This is a genomic window from Halogeometricum sp. S1BR25-6, assembly GCF_031624495.1.
GTDB lineage: Archaea > Halobacteriota > Halobacteria > Halobacteriales > Haloferacaceae > Halogeometricum > Halogeometricum salsisoli.
In genome coordinates, this window is record NZ_JAMQOP010000003.1 from 472,996 (window position 1) to 491,165 (window position 18,170).

20 protein-coding genes are annotated in these 18,170 nt (G+C 68.8%); 9 read left to right on the forward strand and 11 right to left on the reverse strand.

Annotated features, from left to right (window positions below):
- Positions 1–170: 170 nt before the first annotated feature.
- Both NDI76_RS17220 and NDI76_RS17225 read right to left on the reverse strand, forming a co-directional pair.
- Positions 171–956, reverse strand: a complete 786-nt coding sequence (locus tag NDI76_RS17220; RefSeq protein ID WP_310925380.1) for an SDR family NAD(P)-dependent oxidoreductase — start codon at positions 954–956, stop codon at positions 171–173.
- A gap of 114 nt (positions 957–1,070) precedes the next feature.
- Positions 1,071–2,285, reverse strand: coding sequence for an acyl-CoA dehydrogenase family protein (locus tag NDI76_RS17225; RefSeq protein WP_310925381.1), 1,215 nt, complete (start codon positions 2,283–2,285; stop codon positions 1,071–1,073).
- A gap of 73 nt (positions 2,286–2,358) precedes the next feature.
- On the opposite strand from NDI76_RS17225, the gene NDI76_RS17230 reads away from it, so the two are divergent.
- Positions 2,359–3,435: a phosphotransferase family protein gene (locus tag NDI76_RS17230; RefSeq protein ID WP_310925382.1), complete on the forward strand. Its 1,077-nt coding sequence runs from the start codon at positions 2,359–2,361 to the stop codon at positions 3,433–3,435.
- A gap of 26 nt (positions 3,436–3,461) precedes the next feature.
- Here NDI76_RS17230 and NDI76_RS17235 read toward each other — a convergent pair whose 3' ends face one another.
- Positions 3,462–4,232, reverse strand: a complete 771-nt coding sequence (locus tag NDI76_RS17235) for a hypothetical protein (RefSeq protein ID WP_310925383.1) — start codon at positions 4,230–4,232, stop codon at positions 3,462–3,464.
- A gap of 143 nt (positions 4,233–4,375) precedes the next feature.
- Here NDI76_RS17235 and NDI76_RS17240 point away from each other — a divergent pair, with 143 nt between their 5' ends.
- Together NDI76_RS17240 and NDI76_RS17245 are read left to right on the forward strand one after the other, a co-directional pair.
- Positions 4,376–5,182 carry an ABC transporter ATP-binding protein gene (locus tag NDI76_RS17240; protein WP_310925384.1) on the forward strand — a complete coding sequence of 269 codons (807 nt, stop codon included), beginning with the start codon at positions 4,376–4,378 and terminating at the stop codon, positions 5,180–5,182.
- Complete coding sequence (locus NDI76_RS17245; RefSeq protein ID WP_310925385.1) at positions 5,175–6,866, forward strand: TetR family transcriptional regulator; 1,692 nt, start codon at positions 5,175–5,177, stop codon at positions 6,864–6,866. Before NDI76_RS17240 ends, NDI76_RS17245 begins: the two co-directional genes overlap by 8 nt.
- A gap of 36 nt (positions 6,867–6,902) precedes the next feature.
- On the opposite strand, the gene NDI76_RS17250 is transcribed toward NDI76_RS17245, so the two are convergent.
- From NDI76_RS17250 to NDI76_RS17260, 3 genes are all read right to left on the reverse strand, one after another.
- Positions 6,903–7,424 (reverse strand): Lrp/AsnC family transcriptional regulator, encoded by a 522-nt coding sequence (locus tag NDI76_RS17250; RefSeq protein WP_310925416.1) that lies wholly within the window; start codon positions 7,422–7,424, stop codon positions 6,903–6,905.
- Between the two features lie 84 nt (positions 7,425–7,508).
- Complete coding sequence (locus NDI76_RS17255; RefSeq protein ID WP_310925386.1) at positions 7,509–8,654, reverse strand: acyl-CoA dehydrogenase family protein; 1,146 nt, start codon at positions 8,652–8,654, stop codon at positions 7,509–7,511.
- Positions 8,651–10,252 carry a long-chain-fatty-acid--CoA ligase gene (locus tag NDI76_RS17260; protein WP_310925417.1) on the reverse strand — a complete coding sequence of 534 codons (1,602 nt, stop codon included), beginning with the start codon at positions 10,250–10,252 and terminating at the stop codon, positions 8,651–8,653. The genes NDI76_RS17255 and NDI76_RS17260 overlap by 4 nt, the downstream gene beginning before the upstream one ends.
- A gap of 139 nt (positions 10,253–10,391) precedes the next feature.
- On the opposite strand from NDI76_RS17260, the gene NDI76_RS17265 reads away from it, so the two are divergent.
- From NDI76_RS17265 to NDI76_RS17275, 3 genes are all read left to right on the forward strand, one after another.
- The gene (locus NDI76_RS17265) at positions 10,392–11,423 is read left to right on the forward strand and encodes an NAD(P)-dependent alcohol dehydrogenase (protein ID WP_310925418.1); all 1,032 of its coding nucleotides are present in this window, start codon (positions 10,392–10,394) and stop codon (positions 11,421–11,423) included.
- An 86-nt stretch (positions 11,424–11,509) separates the two neighbouring features.
- A complete protein-coding gene (locus NDI76_RS17270; protein WP_310925387.1) occupies positions 11,510–11,761 on the forward strand; it encodes a hypothetical protein in 252 nt (83 codons plus the stop codon).
- A 69-nt stretch (positions 11,762–11,830) separates the two neighbouring features.
- A complete protein-coding gene (locus tag NDI76_RS17275) occupies positions 11,831–12,955 on the forward strand; it encodes an aminotransferase class V-fold PLP-dependent enzyme (RefSeq protein WP_310925388.1) in 1,125 nt (374 codons plus the stop codon).
- A gap of 24 nt (positions 12,956–12,979) precedes the next feature.
- On the opposite strand, the gene NDI76_RS17280 is transcribed toward NDI76_RS17275, so the two are convergent.
- A complete protein-coding gene (locus tag NDI76_RS17280) occupies positions 12,980–13,129 on the reverse strand; it encodes a DUF7563 family protein (RefSeq protein ID WP_310925389.1) in 150 nt (49 codons plus the stop codon).
- 202 nt (positions 13,130–13,331) lie between these two features.
- Here NDI76_RS17280 and msrA point away from each other — a divergent pair, with 202 nt between their 5' ends.
- Positions 13,332–13,877, forward strand: a complete 546-nt coding sequence (gene msrA / locus NDI76_RS17285) for a peptide-methionine (S)-S-oxide reductase MsrA (RefSeq protein ID WP_310925390.1) — start codon at positions 13,332–13,334, stop codon at positions 13,875–13,877.
- A 37-nt stretch (positions 13,878–13,914) separates the two neighbouring features.
- On the opposite strand, the gene NDI76_RS17290 is transcribed toward msrA, so the two are convergent.
- From NDI76_RS17290 to NDI76_RS17305, 4 genes are all read right to left on the reverse strand, one after another.
- Positions 13,915–15,036 (reverse strand): MFS transporter, encoded by a 1,122-nt coding sequence (locus NDI76_RS17290; protein ID WP_310925419.1) that lies wholly within the window; start codon positions 15,034–15,036, stop codon positions 13,915–13,917.
- Positions 15,037–15,193: 157 nt separating this feature from the next.
- The gene (locus tag NDI76_RS17295) at positions 15,194–15,991 is read right to left on the reverse strand and encodes an SDR family oxidoreductase (protein ID WP_310925391.1); all 798 of its coding nucleotides are present in this window, start codon (positions 15,989–15,991) and stop codon (positions 15,194–15,196) included.
- A 62-nt stretch (positions 15,992–16,053) separates the two neighbouring features.
- Positions 16,054–16,335, reverse strand: a complete 282-nt coding sequence (locus tag NDI76_RS17300; protein WP_310925392.1) for a DUF8036 family membrane protein — start codon at positions 16,333–16,335, stop codon at positions 16,054–16,056.
- A 63-nt stretch (positions 16,336–16,398) separates the two neighbouring features.
- Complete coding sequence (locus tag NDI76_RS17305; RefSeq protein ID WP_310925393.1) at positions 16,399–16,677, reverse strand: ArsR/SmtB family transcription factor; 279 nt, start codon at positions 16,675–16,677, stop codon at positions 16,399–16,401.
- A gap of 242 nt (positions 16,678–16,919) precedes the next feature.
- On the opposite strand from NDI76_RS17305, the gene NDI76_RS17310 reads away from it, so the two are divergent.
- A complete protein-coding gene (locus tag NDI76_RS17310) occupies positions 16,920–17,774 on the forward strand; it encodes a DUF4397 domain-containing protein (RefSeq protein WP_310925394.1) in 855 nt (284 codons plus the stop codon).
- A 151-nt stretch (positions 17,775–17,925) separates the two neighbouring features.
- Positions 17,926–18,105, forward strand: a complete 180-nt coding sequence (locus NDI76_RS17315) for a hypothetical protein (protein ID WP_310925395.1) — start codon at positions 17,926–17,928, stop codon at positions 18,103–18,105.
- Positions 18,106–18,170: the final 65 nt, after the last annotated feature.

Below are 18,170 nucleotides of genomic sequence, written 5' to 3' on the forward strand. Positions count from 1 at the left end.
TTGACGCGCACGCCGCTGCCGCTCACTCCTACTTTCATGGAATCGACCGGAGAGCGGCGGCTCCGCCGGGGGTTTCGACCTTTCGAGAACGTCGGAAGGCGGCCACTCGTTCACGCTGTTCTCGTCGTCGGCACAACGTCCGAGTTGGGCTCGATGACTGTCCCGCCTCCCTACACCTCGGGCGTCTCCATCACCTGCGGGACGCCCTGCGCGACAACCGTTTCGCCGACGACGTACGACGACGCCGGCGCGGCGAGAAACTGCGCGATGTCGGCTATCTCCTCGGTGGTGCCGATGCGTCGCTCCACCTCCTCGCGGTCGATGTTCTCGGCGGAGACGCCCATCTGTGATTCGACGCCCGGCGTGGCGACGAACCCCGGCGCGATGCAGTTCACGCGCACGCCCTCGCCGGCCCACTCGTACGAGAGGCTGGTAGTGAGGTTGACGACGCCCGCCTTCGCCGCCCCGTAGTGGCTCATCATCGGCGACCCCTGCGTTCCGGCGACGCTGGCGAAGTTGACGACCGTGCCGCCGCCGTCTTTCAGGTGCTCGCCGGCCGCCTGCGTGCAGTGGTACGTCCCGGTGAGGTTGATGCCCACGATGGTTTCCCACCCGTTCTCGGAGATGTCGTCGAACGGCGCCATGAACGATGCGCCCGCGTTGTTCACGAGGCAGTCGAGGCCGCCGAACTCCTCGACGGTGGCCTCGACGAGGGCGTCGACGGCGTCGCGGTCGGTCACGTCGCACTCGACGGCCAGGGCGCGTCCGCCGTCGCCGCCGGCGCTCTCCTCGTTGATTCCCTCCGCCACGGGGTCGACGTTCTCCTGTTCGCGCGAGCAGACGACCACGTCCGCGCCCTCGGCGGCGAATCGCTCGGCGATGGTCTTCCCGATACCGCTGGACGCGCCCGTGACGATAGCCGTCTGTCCGTCGACGGAGAATCGGTCGGCCGTCATCGCCGCGCCTCCGCTGAATTGCGTGTCATCACAGTCCGGCTCTCGTGCGTTGGTAATCAAACCCCGGCTTGAGTTAGCAGCGTAAAACAGAACCCGTCCGGGAGGGGTATCGGTCTACCCCTCGTACCGGGTGATTCCTTCCACCTGCGAGGCGTCCACGTCCTCGAAGGCGTCGCGGGCGACGACGCGTTTGTGCACCTCGTCGGCGCCGTCGATGAGGCGGAAGGCACGCACGTCCTCGTAGAAGTCCGCGAGGGGGAGGTCCTTCCCGATGCCGTTACCCCCGCACAGTTGCAGGCAGTCGTCCACTACTTCTTGGACGACGTTCGCGGCGTACGTCTTCGACATCGAGACGGGGACGCGCGCCTCCTCGCCCCGCGCGATTCGCTCCGCGGCGTCCCGCACCATCGTCCGGACGGCGTGCAGACGCGTCTCCGCCTCCGCGACGGTGAACCGGACCGACTGCTTCTCGGAGAGATTGCCGCCGAACGCCTCCCGTTTCTCGGTGTAGGCCTTCGCCACCTCCAGCGACCGGGCGGCCATCCCGGTGTAACGCATGCAGTGGGTCAGGCGCGCCGGGCCGAGTCGCTGCTGGGCGTGCGCGAACCCCTCGTTCTCCTCGCCCAGCAGGTTCTCTTCGGGGACGCGCACGCCGTCGTAGCGAATCTCGGCGTGGCTCGACCCGAGCAGGTCGCCGCCGACGTGGGGGATGTCGCGTACGATTTCGACGCCGTCGGCGTCCGCGTCGACGAGGAACAGCGAGGTGCCCTCGTACGGGTGCGCCTCCGGGTCCGTGCGCGCCATCACGATGAGGAAATCGGCCTCGCTGCCCTGCGTCGTCCACCACTTGTGACCGTCGATGACCCACTCGTCGTCCTCCTTCCGCGCCTCCGAGCGGATCATCTTCGGGTCCGACCCGCCGCCCGGCGCGGGTTCGGTCATCGAAAAGCCCGAGCGCACGTCGCCGGCGACGAGGGGCCGGAGGTACTCCTCTTTCTGCGCCTCGGTGCCGACGAGTTCCAGTGTGTGCATGTTCCCCTCGTCCGGCGCGCCGACGTGCAGCGCCGGGGGTCCGAGGAGGCTCCGCCCCGCCTCCTCGAACGCCGGGAGCACGTCGCGGAAGTCCAGTCCCTGCCCGCCGTACTCCTCGGGAATCTGCGGCGCGTACAGGTCCCGCCCGCGCGCCTCCTCGCGAAGGGCCGCTATCTCCTCGTCGGGGACGGGCCCGTCGCCGAGGTAGTCGCGCTCCACCGGGATGACGCGGTCGTCGACGAACGCGCGGACCCGCCCCGCGAGTTCGCTCGCCGTCTCCGTGTCGTCGTACTCCATACTCTCCTCTGGAAATCGAACGGTGTAAATCTATTTCCGCTCCGAACTTATCGTCGGTAACGGGAGTGATGATATGAGCGACGACGGAAACCGCGACGACTACGTCCGGCGACTCGTCGACGAGGACGCCCTCCACGCGTACCTCGAAGACGAACTCGGCCCCAAATCGACCTTCGCGGTGGAGCGACACCCCGCGGGCCACTCGAACGAGACGCTGTTCGTGACGTGGGGCGACCGGGAGTTGGTGCTCCGGCGGCCGCCGCCGGGAGAGACGGCCGAGACGGCCCACGACGTCCTGCGGGAGTACCGCGTGATGGACGCCCTGCAGCAGACGCCCGTGCCCCTCCCGGAGACGGTGCTGGCCTGCGAGAATCACGATATCGTCGGCAGCGATTTCTACCTCATGTCGCGCGTCGCGGGCGACGTGCTCCGCGAGGCGGAACCCGAGCGCTTCGGGAATCCCGAGGCGCGCGAACGCGTCGGCTACGAACTCGTGGACACCCTCGCCGCGATTCACGAGGTGGACCTCGACTCGGTCGGCCTCGCGGAGTTCGGCCGCGCCGAGGGCTACACCCGCCGACAGGTCGACCGCTGGGGAAAACAGCTCGCGTGGGCGTTCGAGCGGACCAGCGAGGTCCGTCCGGTGCCCGTCCTGCGGGCGGTGGGCGAGTGGTTGGACGAGAACGCGCCCGACGAACACCCCGAGTCACTCGTCCACGGCGACTACAAACTGGACAACGTGCTGTACGCGCCCGGGACGCCGCCGGACCTCGCGGCCGTCTTCGATTGGGAAATGAGCGCGCTCGGCGACCCGCGCGCGGACCTCGGGTGGATGCTCTCGTACTGGCGCGACGCCGACGACCCCGAACCCGCGATACCGGAGTTGGAGACGCGGTTCATGGAGCGGGCGGGCTACCCGACGCGCCGCGAACTCGTCGACCGGTACGAGGAGCGGACCGGTATCGAGTTCGAGCACCAGCGGTTCTACCGCGCGCTGGCCGTCTACAAACTCGCCGGCCTCGGAGAGATGTTCTTCCGGCGGTACTTGGAAGGAAACAGCGACGACCCGATGTACCCGAAGATGGAGGCGCGCGTCCCGGCTCTCGGCGACCGGGCGAAGCGCATCATCGAGGGCGAGGAACCGCTGTAGCGCGCCCGTTCCGTGGGAAACTCGCCTCAGACGAGCAGCAACGCCGCGCCGACCGCGGCCGCGAACGCGCCGATAGCGACGCCGGCGAGCGACTGCCGACTCATCCGCGCCGCCGTCCGGAGGGGCGTCGCGTCCGAGACGACGCTCGGGTCGATGCGCCCCGATTCGTCCGCGACTCGCCCGACGACGGTGACGCGGTCACCGGGGTCGAGACGGCGTTCGAGATACCGCCGGTCGCCGAGGCCGAACCGCCGGAGGGCGGACGGCGCGCGCGGCCGAACCGTCCCCGCTCCGCCCGTCTCGGCTCGGTAGTCCCGAATCGGGTCCGGCGGCGCCTCCCTCTCGCCGACGCGGACGCTCGCCGTCCGGTCGAGGCTGACCACGCTGTCGCCGGCGACGAGATATTCCCCGTCGCCGGCTTCGACGCCGCCGGTTCCGCTCCTGCCGTCGCCGTCACTGCCCCCGGTCTTCTCGTCGACGACGAACGCGGCCAGGCGCCGGCCGCCGCCCACGCGGACCCACGTCGGGAGGTAGTACGCGCCGAGTCGACGCTCCTCCGCGTCGAACTCGACGGCGACGCAATCGCGTCCGGTGAACGGGGCGGTGACAGCGTCGTCGGTCCGCCGGACGGTCCCCTCGACGCGGACTCGCTCGCCGACTCGCGGGTCTCTCTCGTCCGGTCCGTCGGCGGCGAGGAGGCGGAGCGTCCGGACGGCGTGGCGGGCGCTGACGGCGACGACGCCCAGGCCGACGGCGAGCATCGCGGCGCCGAACGCCGCCGTCGAATCGAGGTTCACGCGCGGTCACCGCCCGTTCGAGTCCGATTCGGGTCCGTCGTGGTGGAGGGCATCGACCCGCAATTCGACTCCCGGCATCGTGAACCCGGCGACGCAACACATTAGTGACACGTCCGTCTATTCCGAGCAACCGAGCCTTCCTTATGCCCGCTATCGACGCCTCCGACCTCACGAAGCGCTACGGCGACACCCTCGCGGTCGACGGTCTCTCGCTCTCCGTCCCCGAGGGGACGGTCTACGGCTTCCTCGGCTCGAACGGCGCGGGGAAGACGACGACGATGCGGATGCTCACCGGTCTGTCGAAACCTACCGCCGGAACGGCCGCCGTCGGCGGAGCGGTCGTCACCGACCGCGCCGCCCTCCGCCCCAGAATCGGCTACATGCCCGAGGAGCCGCCGCTGTACGACCAGGCGACGGCGTTCGAACAGTTGGAGTACGTCGGCGGCCTCCGCGGCATCGACGCCGAGACGGCCCGGGCGCGCGGGGAGGAACTGTTCGAGGCCCTCGGACTCGACGTCGGCCCCGCGGACCGCATCGACGACTTCTCGAAGGGGATGCGACAGAAAGTCGCGTACGCGCAGACGGTGCTGCACGACCCCGCCGTGGTGTTCCTCGACGAACCGACGTCGGGGCTGGACCCTCGCGCGGCCCGGACGCTCCGCGACCGCATCCGCCGACTCGCCGACGAGGGGACCACGGTGTTCCTCTCGACGCACATCCTGCCCGTCGTCGAGGAGGCGGCCGACGCCGTCGGCATCCTCTACGAGGGGTCGCTGGTCGCCGAGGGGTCGCCCGACGAACTCGTCGCCCGCGCCGAGGCGGGGGAGGGCGGGACGCTCGAAGACGCCTTCCTCGACGTGACGAGTTCGGACCCGACCCAGAGCGGTCGGAGTGACGAGGCGACCGAGAACGGCAACGGCCCACGCGAGGAGTCGACGCTCGATGTCTGAGCCCCCGTCCGAACCCGGATGGGCGCGCAACGCCGTCCGCATCGCTCGCTTCGAGTACCGACGGTCGGTCCGTGGCCTCCGAGAGAGCACGGGGCGGTTCCTACTCACGGTCCTCGGTGCGCTGTTTCCGACGGCGATGCTCGTCCTGTTCGGCGTGGTGGTCGTGGGGTTCGTCTCCGCCGACTCGGTGCCCGTCTCCGACGGCCTCCGCGGCACCGTCGGGATGTTCTGGCTGTTCGGGACGTACCTCGTCGCTCAGCGCGTCGTCTCGACTCGCCCCCGCCCGGAGGCCGAGTCGCTGCTCCTGACCACCGCCTCGACGCGGAGCATCGCCGTCGGTCTCGCACTCGCCGAGACGCTGCGCTTTCTCAGCTACGTGGCGCTTCCGATACTCGCCGTGTCGGCGCTGCTGACGTACGCGTTCGGCGCCCTCGCTCCGCTCCTCGTCGTCCCCGTCGTCGCCCTTCTGGCGGTGCTCACCGCCGTCCTCGTCGGGTCGTTAGTCGGCTACGGAACCGCGCTGCTGCTCGACACCTCGCCGTTCGTCGCCCGGCACAAGACGGCGCTCGGGGTTCCGCTGATTCTGGTCCTCATGGGCGGGTTCTTCGTCGTGCAGGCGCCGGAACTGGTCGGCCTCGACCGGGGGTCGCTGGCGTGGCTCCCGTCCGGGTGGTTCGCGGACCTCGCGGCCGTGGGGACGCCGTTAGTCGGGTCGACGCTCCGCGCCGCCGTCGCCGGCGTCGGATCGCTCGTCGTCCTCGTTCTCGGCGGCGTCCTCCTCGAACGGGAGACGGAACGGCTGTGGTTCGGCGACGGACCGGCGACGGCTGACGAGAATCACTCCGAGACCGAGACTGGAAGCAAGGCCGAAACTGGAACCGGAACGACCGAGTGGCGCGGGCTAACCGCCGCCGTCTCGCCGTTCGCCGTCCCCGACTTCGTGGACCTGCCGACGCGCCGCGTGGCCGAGATGTCGCTCCTGCGCGCCCGCCGCGACCCCAAGCGACTCACGTTTCTCCTGACGCCGCTGTTCATCTTCTCCGGGTCGCTCGTCGGCGTCATCGAGTCGCTCTCCGAACTGCTGAGCGCGCTCCCGTTTCTCTTGGCGGCGTTCCTCCCGTGGGTCTTCGGCGCGGCGACGACGCTGAACTTCCTCGGCGACGAGGGGTCGCTCCTGCCGGTGACGCTGGTCGCGGCGACGCCGACGCAGTTCGTCCGCGGCGTCCTCCTCCCGTGCGTCGTCTACGGGACGCCCCTCGCCGCCGTGCTGACCGCGCTCGCGGCGTTCGCGGGCGGTCGTTCGCCGCTCGCCGCACTGGGACTCGCGGCCGCCGCGGCGTTCGCGACGCTCGTCGCCGCACCGCTCGGCGTCGCCGTCGGCGCGTACATGCCGCGGTTCGAGGGCGTCAGCGTCGCCCGCAGCGACGAGGTGCTCCCGCCGCGGACGGGCGCGGTGCTGCTCCACGGCGCCGCCGTCCTCGTCCCGTCGGGCGTGCTCGCGTTGCTCGTCGGCGCGCCGGAACTGGCAGACGCGCTCCTCGCACCGCTCGCGTCGTTCGCGTCCGCGGCGCCGGCGCTCTTCAGACTCTCGCTCGCCGCCGCCGTGGCTCTCGTCGGCGCTCTCGTCGGTCTCACCGGCTACCGAACGGCGCTGCACCGCGTCCGCGGGTTCGACCCGCACTGAGCGGCGAGCGGACGGCCCCGCGGGCGACGCCCGCCCTCACTCCTCGGCGTTCATGCGCGCGAACAGTTCCGGGTCGGTGCTGAACTTGAGGACGTTGTGGACGGCGGAGTTCCGCAGGTTCGAGACCACCTTCCCGTGGCGCTTGTAGAACTCGTGAATCCACTTCGATTGGGCCTGCGAGGACTCGAACATCATCACCGACTTCCACTGGTACTCGCCGTCCGAGAGGAAGTAAAAGAGGGTGTGCGGGTCGTCGCGGATGTACGTCATCGCGTCGTGCCACGTCTCGGCGAAGTGCTCGGGGTCGAACTTGAACTCGAACAGCGCGAAGGAGTAGTACTCCTCGTTGGGCACGATGGCCTCCCGGAAGACGCCCTCCTCGCGCATCCGACGGATGGTCTCCGAGACGGTGACGTGCGACACCTCGATGCCGTGCTCCTCTGCGAGGATGCGCGTCAGTTCCCGCGAGGAGCGCTGCGGGTCGGCGGCCAACTCGCGCAGGATGACCGTATCGCGGTCCTTGAACGTCCAGTCGGGGGCGTCGTCGGCGTCATCCATGTCTGTCACCGTGGTTTCCGTCCCGGCCCGTGTCGGTTTCGGTCGCTCCCGCTCGTTCCCCCGAGGCCGCCGCTCGCAATCTCCTCACAGCACACGGTCGGAGATGATGTTCTTCTGAATCTCGCTGGTCCCCTCGTATATCTTCGTGATGCGCGCGTCGCGGTAGAAGCGCTCGGCGGGGTGGTCGGTGACGAACCCGGCGCCGCCGTGGACCTGCAGACCCTCGTCGGCAACCCCGACGGCGCGTTCGCTGGCGAACAGTTTCGCCATGCTGGCGAACCGCGCGGCGGTGTCGTCGTCGCCCGCCTCCACCTCCGTCGCCGCGCGGTAGGTGAGCGACCGCGCCGCCTCCACGTTCGTCGCCATCTCGGCCACCTTGTGGCGAATCGCCTGGTACTCGGCTATCTTCTGTCCGCCCTGCTCGCGTTCGTTCGCGTAGTCGACGGCGGCGTCGACGGCCGCCTGCGCGACGCCGACGGCCTGCGCCGCCACGCGCGTCCGCCCGTCGGCGAAGAAGTCCATCAGCTGATAGAACCCCTCGTCCTCCTCGCCGATGACGTTCTCCACCGGCACGCGCACGTCGTCGAGCACGATTTCGGCGAGGTCGGAGGCGCGGATGCCGAGTTTGTTGTCTATCTTCGTCGCCTCGAAGCCCTCGGCGTCGGTCGGCACGAGAAAGGCCGTGATACCCCGGTGGCCCGCGTCGGGCGTCGTCTTCGCCATCACGACGGCCACGTCCGCGACGGTGCCGTTCGTTATCCACATCTTCGTGCCGTTCAGGACGTAGTCGTCGCCGTCGTCGGACTCCTCAGCTTTCGTCTCGATGCCCGCCACGTCCGACCCGTGCGCCGGTTCGGAGATGCAGGAGCAGGTGGCGGTGTCGCCGGCGGCCACCTTCGGGAGCCACTCCTCTTTCATCCACTCGTCGCCGTACTTCCGGAGCATCGAGGTGCCGAACCCGCGCGAGCCGATTGCGCTGCCGATGCCGGCGTCGGCCCGCCACAGTTCCTCGGTGACCAGAATCTCCGTCAGCGCGTCCATCCCGGCGCCGCCGTACTCCTCGGGGATGCCGGGCGCGACGAGGTCGTATCTGGCCGCCTTCTGCACGAGGTCGGACGGGTACTTCTTCTCCTCGTCGTGCTCGCGAGCGACGGGCCGAATCTCCTCCTCGCCGAACTCGCGCACCGCCTCGCGGACGGCGCGTTGCTCGTCGTTCAGTTGGAAGTTCATCGCTCGCCCTCCGCGCCGTCGTCGGACGGCGTGCCCCCGCCCCCGTCTCGCTCCCGGAGTTCGAACTTCTGGACCTTCCCGGTCGTCGTCCGCGGCAGTTCGTCGATGAACTCCACCTCGCGGGGGTGTTTGTACTCCGCGAGATTGTCGAGACAGTACTGCTTGACCTCCTCGGGCGTCACGTCCGCGTCCGGAACGGGGACGACGTACGCCTTCACCGTCTCGCCGCGGCGGTCGTCGGGGATACCGACGACGGCGGCGTCGGCGACCTGCGGGTGCTCGAACAGCAGTTCCTCCACCTCGCGCGGGTAGACGTTGTAGCCGCCGGTGACGATCATGTGCTTCGCGCGGTCGACGACGTAGTAGTAGTCGTCCTCGTCGCGGTAGCCGATGTCGCCGGTGTGGAACCAGCGCTTTCCTTCGTCTTCGGTGAACGCCTCCTCGTTCGCCTCGGGCAGGCCGTAGTAGCCCTGCATCACGTTCGGCCCGCTGACGACGAGTTCGCCCGTTATCTCGTTGAGGTCGACCGCCTCCTCGTCGACCGGTCCGCGCTCGACGGGCGGAACGTCCTCGAAGTTCCCGTCGACGATGCGGGCGTCGAGACCGTCCAGCGGTTTGCCGATACTTCCCGGCCGTCGCTCGCCGGGCCGGTTCGCGTGCGTCACCGGACTCGTCTCCGTCAGCCCGTACCCCTCGTACAGTTCGACGCCGAACACCGTCTCGAAGCGGTTCATCACCTCGATAGGGAGACTGCTCCCGCCGGAGTTGACGAAGCGGAGCGAGGAGACGTCGTAGTCGTCGGCGTCCTCGAAGTTCACGAGGTCGTTGAACATCGCGGGCACGCCGTGCATGACGGTCAACTGCTCGGCCTCGATGCGCGACAGCGTCGCCTCGGCGTCCCAGGTGGGAAGCGGGTAGTAGCTCCCGCCCTCGAACAGCGTCGACAGCATCGTGACCGTCATCCCGTAGATGTGGAACAGGGGGAGGACGCCGAGGAACCTGTCGTCCGCCTGCACCCCGTCGGGCAGCAGTTTCGCCGTCGCGCGCGCGTCCCACGCGAGGTTGTGGTGACTGAGGAGGACGCCCTTCGGCCGCCCCGTCGTCCCCGAGGTGTACGGTTGGACCGCAACGTCGTCGTCGCCGCGTTCGACCACGTCCGTCCCCTCGTCGGCGAGGAACTCCTCGAACGGTATCGCCCCCTCCGCCTCCCCGCCGACGCTCACGACGCGTTCGACGCTCGTTTCCTCGCGCACGGCGTCCACGAACGGGACGAGGTCCGAGAGGGCGACGACGACCCGCGCCTCGCTGTCGGCCAGGAGGTGCGATATCTCGCGCGCCTTGTACTGCGGGTTCATCGGGACGACGATGCCGCCCGCGTGGAGCGTTCCGTGGAAGGCGGTGACGAACTGCGGGAGGTTCGGGAGGTAGACGGCCACTCGGTCGCCTGCCTCGACGCCGTGTTCCGCGAGTCCCGCGGCGAACCGCGAGGTCAGTTCCCACAGTTCTTCGTAACTCCACTCCTCCCCGCGGAACCCCACGGCCGTCCGGTCCGGATTCGCCTCCGCCGCCGCCGCCACGTCCTGCACCAAGTTTGTCATTGTCAACCGTTCGAATCGTGGGGGAGCGGGGGGCTAAAGTGTTCGGCAGAATATTACCGACGGTCAGCGAGACGGCCGATGTAATTTACATCGTTCGACGGGGTTCGGTTTTTTGCTCGCCCGCCGCGGAGAGATGAGCATGCAGACCGTGGAACTCACCGAACCGGGCGTCTTCGAGCACCGAGAGCGCGACCGCCCCGACCCGGGTCCCGGCGAGGTCCTCGTCCGGATGGCCCACGTCGGCATCTGCGGGTCCGACGTGCACTACTACGAGCACGGCCGCATCGGCGACTACGTCGTCGAGGACCCCCTGATTCTCGGCCACGAGAGCGCGGGCGAGGTCGCCGCCGTCGGCGACGGGGTGACGGGGTTCGAACCGGGCGACGAGGTGACGCTGGAACCCGGCGTCCCGTGCGGCGAGTGCGCGCGGTGCCGCGCGGGCGAGTACAACCTCTGTCCCGACGTGGAGTTCATGGCGACCCCGCCGGACCACGGCGCGTTCGCGGAGTATGTCGCGTGGGACGCCGACTTCGCCTACGAACTACCCGAGAACGTCTCGACGCGCGCGGGCGCCCTCTGCGAACCGCTGAGCGTCGCCATCCACGCGACGCGGCGCGCCGACGTGGAACTCGGGGACTCGGTGCTCGTCTCCGGGGCGGGTCCCATCGGGATGCTCGTCGGCGAGGCGGTCCGCGCCGCCGGCGCGGGGTCGGTCCTCGTCGCCGACGTGGTGGAGGCGAAACTCGACCGCGCCGCGGCGTACGGCGCGACGGAGACGGTGAACGCGGCGGAGGAGTCGCTGACCGACGCCGTCGACGAGTTCACGGACGGCGGGGGTGTCGACGTCGTCGTCGAAGCCTCCGGTGCGGCGGCGTCCATCTCGTCCACCGTCGACGCGGTGCGCCGCGGCGGCACCGTCGTCTGCATCGGCCTCTCCGCCGAGGACGAGATTCCGGTCGAGACCAACGAGATAGTCGACAAGGAACTCGATTTCAAAGGCTCGTTCCGGTTCAGAAACACGTACGACGACGCCGTCTCCCTCCTCGAACGCGGCGCGGTGGACGTCGAGCGGATCATCGACTTCGAGATGCCGATGTCCGACCTCACCGCGGCGTTCGAGCGAGCGAAGGAACCGGACGTGGTGAAGGGGATGGTGACGATAGGCGAGTAGCGCCACGCCGGCCACCCCGCCCTGCTCCCATTCGCAGACGTGAGATTCATTACTGATAAGCGGAAACGAACGCGATAGTAGACCCCGTGCCGACACAGACACACCCGCTCGCGTTCCTGCTCGCCTACCTCGCAGACGTATCGCTGTCGGTCGCGATGCCGGTATCGATACTGATACTTTGGCGCATCGCTATCGGGCCGCTGGGAGTCGCCGAGTCCGTCGTCTGCGTCGTCGTCGGACTCGTCGGCTACGTCTTTGCCCGCGGGGTCGTCCTCCCGCGACGCCTGTTCGTCTCCCGAGAGGTCGACGACGCGCCGAAGCGACCGCCGCCGCCGTAGCGGGCCGGAGACGCGGCGGCCGCGGCCGCGGGCGCTACTGATAGGTACCCCGAGTCCGCAGTCCCTCTCATGAATCCGAGCGAACTCAGAGCTTCTATCCCGGTCTTCGACGACGTGCGCTACATGAACACGGGCGCGAGCGGACCTAGTCCCCGTCCCGTCGTGGAGAGCGCCCAGGAGATGCTGGCGCGCCACGAGTACGACGCCGCGAGCGAGGCGGGGCCGTACCCGTTCGCGTTCGACTTCTACGAGGAGGTTCGGGAGACCGTCGCCGACTTCCTCGGCGCCGCGGAGACCGAAATCGCGCTGACGCAGAGCACCGCCGACGGCATCACCCGCGTCGCGGGCGCGTTCGATTGGGAGGCGGGCGACGTGGTCGTCCGCACCGACCTCGAACACCCGGCGGGCGTCCTCCCGTGGTCGCGCCTCGAACGTCGCGGCTGCGAGGTGCGCGTCGTCCCCACGGAGGAGGGGCGAATCGACCGCGAGGCCTACCGGGAGGCCGTCGAGGACGCGAAACTCGTCTGCTTCAGCGCGCTGACGTGGAACTACGGAACCTATCTCCCCGTCTCGGAGTTGGTCGAGGAAGCTCACGACGCGGGCGCGTTCGTCCTCGTCGACGCCGTGCAGGTGCCGGGTCACTCGCCGCTGGACGTGACCGACTGGGGCGCCGACGCCGTCGCCGCCGCGGGGCACAAGTGGCTCCTCGGGACGTGGGGCGGGGGCTTCCTCTACGTCGCGGAGTCGGCGGCGAACGACCTCGAACCGACCGACGTGAGCTACCGGAGCGTCGAGGACCCCTCGACCGACGAGTACGAACTCAAGACCGGCGCGCCGCGCTTCGAGGTGGGGACGACCAACCTCGCGCCGTACGCGGCGCTGCAGACGGCGATGGAGACGATGGAGTCCGTCGGTCTCGAGGCCGTCGAGTCGCACCTCCTCGGCCTCGCGGACAGGCTGACGGACGCCGTCCCGAACGACAAGCTATTGAGCCCCGAGGAACCGGAATCGGGGCTCGTGACGGTACGAGTCGACGACCCGGAAGCGACGGTGCAGACGCTCAAAGACGACTACGGTATCGTGGTCCGACCCATCCCGTCGCTCGACGGGTCGGTCCGAACCTCGCTACACGCGATAAACACCGAGACGGACGTCGACCGACTGGTCGAGGCGCTCGAAGAGACGGGGTGGTGAGGACCGTCGTCGCGGGGACCCCTCTCAGGCCCCTCGGGCGCGTTCGCGCATCACGTCCGCGAGGCCGGCGTTCGCCGAGCAGTTCGGGCAGGCGCGGACCGTCCCCGACTCGTCCGCGAAGACGCGGACGAAGCGTTCGGAGACGTGGGTTCCGCAGTGGTCACACGCTGCCATCTCGTCGCTCCTGTGCTGCGGTCATCTATCGTACCCTCGATTGAAACGCCGACCGGAGGGGTAAAAGAGAATTTTCCGATTCTCACCCAAATCTCTGCAACATCCGCGCCGAATCTCCCGTGTGACGGCGAACCCGTCGATTCTCCGCCCGTCGATGACCGCCTCCGAGGGGCTTTTGCTCGTGGGACGCCCAGTTCCGTCCATGAGCGACACCGAACTCGCGACGCTCGGCGGCGGTTGCTTCTGGTGCATCGAGGCCCCGATGAAGGAACTCGTCGGCGTCGAGTCCGTCACCTCCGGCTACGCGGGTGGACACGTCAAGGACCCGACGTACGAGGAGGTCTGCCGGGGGTCGACGGGGCACGCCGAAGTCGTGCAGGTCGAGTTCGACCCCGACGACATCTCCTACCGGGACCTGCTCGAAGTGTTCTTCGCGCTTCACGACCCGACCACGGAGGACAGACAGGGACCGGACGTGGGGTCGCAGTACCGCTCGGCCGTCTTCTACCACGACGAGGAGCAGCGACAGACGGTCGAAGCCCTCGTCGTCGAGATGACCGAATCGGGCGTCTACGACGACGACATCGTCACCGAAATCGCTCCTCTGGACACCTTCTACGAGGCCGAAGAGCACCACCAGGACTACTACGAAAAGAACCCCGACCAGCCCTACTGCGCGGTCCAGATTCCGCCGAAACTGGAGAAGGTCCGCGAGAAGTTCGCCGGACAGGTCCGCGGCGTGAACTGATTCGGTCGATTCGGCCGTCGTCTCTTTTCGCCGCGCTTTACCCCCGCAGCAACAGCGCCGCCGCCACCAGCAGACAGCCCACGAGTCCGCCGAACGCGACGGCGTAGTCCGCGTAGGTGGCGACGACGCCAACGTACGCCGGGCCGAGGGCGTTCGCGCCGAGGAAGAGCGCCCGCGCCGCCCCGAGGTCCGCGCCCATGCCATCCGCCGGCGCCTCGTCCATGATGATGGCGTCCGCGAGAGGGAAGCCGGTCTTGTAGCCCGCCGCCGTGGCGAAGACGGCGACGTAGAGGAGGAGGCGCGACTGCGCGAGCACGATGCCCGTCAGCGAGACGGCGCCGAGGAGGAGGCCGGCGACGGCGATGTGCCGGCGCGAGTAGCGGTCGCCGAGGCCGCCCGCGAGCGGTTTGATGGTGAGGCCGACGACGAAGACGATGGCGAACGTGGCGCTGGCGAGGCCGTCGGAGAACCCCCGCGCCTGCGCGAGGTAGGTCGGAAAGAAGTTGATGAAGCCGCCGACCATGAAGTAAAAGAGCGCGAACGCGAGGAGCGTCTCGCGCTGTCTCGAACTGGCGACGAGTCGGCGGACGGTGCCGGCGGCGTCGAGCGACGTCGACCCGACGCTGACCGTCTCGCGCGTCCAGAGGGCGTACAGCGCGGTCACCGTCGCGAGCGCGGCGGCGACGGGGAGAAACGGCGTCCGCCACGTCGCGTACGTCAGCGCGAGGACGGCGATTCCGGAGGCGAGCAGTCCGCCGACGTCCGTTCCGGCGGCGTAGACGCCGAGCGCGCGGCCCCGCCGGGCGGTGAAGAGATCGGAGATGAGCGCCCGCGAGGGGATGGCGAACAGCCCCTTGCCGAGTCCGACGACGACGGTGCCGGCGAGGAAGCCGAGGAGGCCGCCCGCGAGGCCGAACAGGAGGAAGCCGACGACGAGGACGGCCAGACCCGGCAGGATGAGCGTCGTTCGGTTCCAGTTGTCCGAGTACTCGCCGCCGGGGTACTGCGTGACGGCGTAGACGCCTTGGAAGGCCGCGAGCGCGAGGCCCGCCGTCGCCTCGGTGATATCGAGCGACGAGATGATGGCGGGCAGGAGCGGCGAGAGGAGGAATCGCCCCGTCTGGAGAATCGCCCATCCGAGCGAGACGACGAGGAGCATCCGCGTCGCGTAGCCGCCGCTTCCGCTCCCGCCGCCCGCCGTGTTCTCTCCCTTCGCTTCGCTCACGGTGGAGACTCCGCGACGGGGGCGTAGGTGGTTTCGGATTGCGGAACCCGCGTGCCGGAAAATCACTGGCGATTAATCGTCTCGGCGTCGGTTAGAGGTTCGACGCGCTCGACCCGCCGTCGATGGGGACGGCGGCGCCGTTGACGAACTCCGACTGCGGCGAGGAGAGGAAGGCGACGGTTCGACCGAGGTCCATCGGGTCGCCGATGCCACCCGTCGGGATGCCCTCGCCCCACTCCTCGATTCCCTCCTCGTAGGAGTCGTACTCGCCCCGTTCGACGCCCTGCTCGACGAGTTCCTCGATGCGGGACGTCTCGTGGGATCCGGGGAGGACGGCGTTGGCGCGCACCTCCGGGGCGAACTCCTTCGAGAGCGTCTTTTCCAGTCCGATGACGCCCATGCGGACCGAGTTCGAGAGGACGAGGCCGTCGATGGCCTCCTTGACGCTCCCGGAGGCGATGGTGACGATGGTGCCGCCGTCGCCCTCCTTAAGGTGTTCCTCCGCGGCCCGCACCGTCCGCACGACGCTCATCACGAGTAGGTCGAACGCCTCGTACCAGTCCTCGTCGGTCGTCTCCGAGAACGGCCCCGAGGGCGGACCGCCCGCGGAGGTGACGAGGTGGTCGAGGCCGCCGAACTCCTCGACCGGTCGCTCGACGAGCGACTCGATGTCGTCGGCGTCGGTCAGGTCGCCCGCCTCGCCGACCACCGTCGCACCGCCCGTCGCGTCCTTCTGCACCTCCTCAACGGCCGATTCGAGTCGCTCGGCGTCGCGCCCGTTCATCACGACGTTCACGCCCTCCTGTGCGAGCGCTCGCGCCGAGGCCCTGCCGAGACCGCTGCTCGACGCCGTCACCAACGCCGCGTCGCCCGCCATGTCGAGTTCCATGCCGGGACGTGCGCGCGTCTCCCACAAAGAACTGGTCGTGGCGGTGGCTTTCGCGGGGAGCCTCACTGCCAGATGACGTACGCGAGGACCGCTATCGCCACCGTTTCGAGCACTTGAAGGACCATCATGAATCGGACGGCGAGGGCCGGCATGGCCGGGGGACTCAGATAGAAGTACAGCGCGACGGCGTTCTCTACGAGCAACAGCGAACCGAACACGATGGACCCGAGCGTCAAGGGCGCTCGAATCTCGCGGTAGTTCCGAATCCAGATGGTCAAAAGCGTCGCCAACAGCACGATGTTGACCGCGGCCGCGAGACGCGCCGCGTTGAGCATGAGACTCATCGGCGCGTTCCCCGCCGGTTCTTCGACTCGCCCGTTCGCGCCCGTTCGTTCGCGTCTCTCGGCCTAATCATCGATCTGTGAAATGATTCGTTCGACGGTGTTCCAGTGGTTTCGGACTCGGTCGGACGGGAGGTACACTGTCCCGTAGTCCGAACCACCGCTTGTGACGACGCCGTTCTCCTCTAAAACTTCGAGGTGGTGTCTGATAGTGTTGTAGGCCATATCGAGGTCCTCGGACAGTCGGTTCGCGTTGCGAGGACGCTCGTCGATAGCCCGGAGAATCCGCGCGCGGTTGGGTCCTCCTCGTGTCCCGGCAAGAACCTGCCAGAGGACCGTCTCCATGATACTATTCGTGGTCGTCGCTCGACAAGAAACCACCGAACCCCGGCGCGTCCGTCCCCCGAGCGCGCCCGAACGGACGGCGACGCGCGACGCGGAGGACGGGCACCGCGGGCGTCCGCGCTCTCGTCGCCTCGGTGCGGCGTCTTGGGGGAGATTCGGCCGGGAGTCACCCGTGAGTTGAGCCCGATTTGGGTGAGAACTGCGAAAGCGGTTAATCCGGCGTCGTCCCTCCCGTACGACGCATGAACTCAGACGACTCCGAGACGACTCGACGGCGCGCGCTGATCGGCATCGGAACTGGTCTTGCGGTCGGTCTCGCGGGCTGTATGGGCGGCGGCGACGGGACCGAAACCGAGGGGTCGACGTCGACCGAGATGTCGACGGAGATGGAGACGTCGACGGAGATGGCCGGCGAAACCGAGATGGAGACGGAGTCGGGCGAAGCCACCGGAACGGAGGGGGAGTCCGCCTCCGTCCGCGTGGCGCACGTGGCCCCGAACGCGCCGAACGTCGACGTGTACGTCGACGGCTCGGCGGTCCTCGAAGACGTCCCCTTCGGCGCCGTGAGCGAGTACCTCGCCGTGCCCGCCGGGGAGCGACAGGTCCAAATCACGGCGGCCGGCGACCCCGACACGGTCGTCTTCGAGGGCGCCGTTCCGGTCGAAGCGGGGATGATGTACACCGTGGCCGCGACCGGCGAAATCGGCGACATGGCCGACCAAGCGTTCGAGCCGTTGGTCCTGCAGGGCGACGGTTCGGCCCCCGGCGGCGACATGGCTCGCGTCCGCTTGGTTCACGCCTCCCCCGACGCGCCCGCGGTGGACGTGACGCTCGCGTCGAACGGCGACACGGTGTTCGACGGCGTCGCCTACGGCGAGAGCAGCACGACCACCGTCCCCGCCGGCGACTACACCTTGGACGTGCGCGGCGACACGGAGAGCAACGACGGCGACGTCGCCGCCAGTTTCGACGTGAGTCTGTCCGGCGGCCAGGCGTACACGGCGTTCGCGGCGGGTTACCTCACGCCCGACGACGAACCCGCCGACACCGCCTTCGACCTCATCGTCGCGCAGGACACGCAGAGTATGTCCGGGTAGTCCGCGCCCCGAACGCCGACCCCGATTCACTCGTCGGCGAGTGAGACTCGTCCCTCGACGGGCGTCGGAACGGGTGATTCGGGCACTTAACACGCGCTTAACCCGAGTAACGATGTGCACACCAATATGCCCCCGCGTCCATGCGTGGCACATGGCAGCCGAGCTAACGGACGCGCAGAAGGAAGAAGTGTGGAATCTCTTCCGGTCCGGAATGTTCTCGGAGGAGGTCACCCGGGATTTGCTCGGGGAGCGGACCTTCGAGGCGTTGGTGGAACAGACGCCGCCCCCCGTCGACCTGTTCTGGGGCGACGCCAACCAGTTCTTCGCCTGAACCGCTCGGCGGTTCGCCGGCGCGACTCCCGCCCCACGGCGCTCGCTCGGAGATGTTTCGACCGC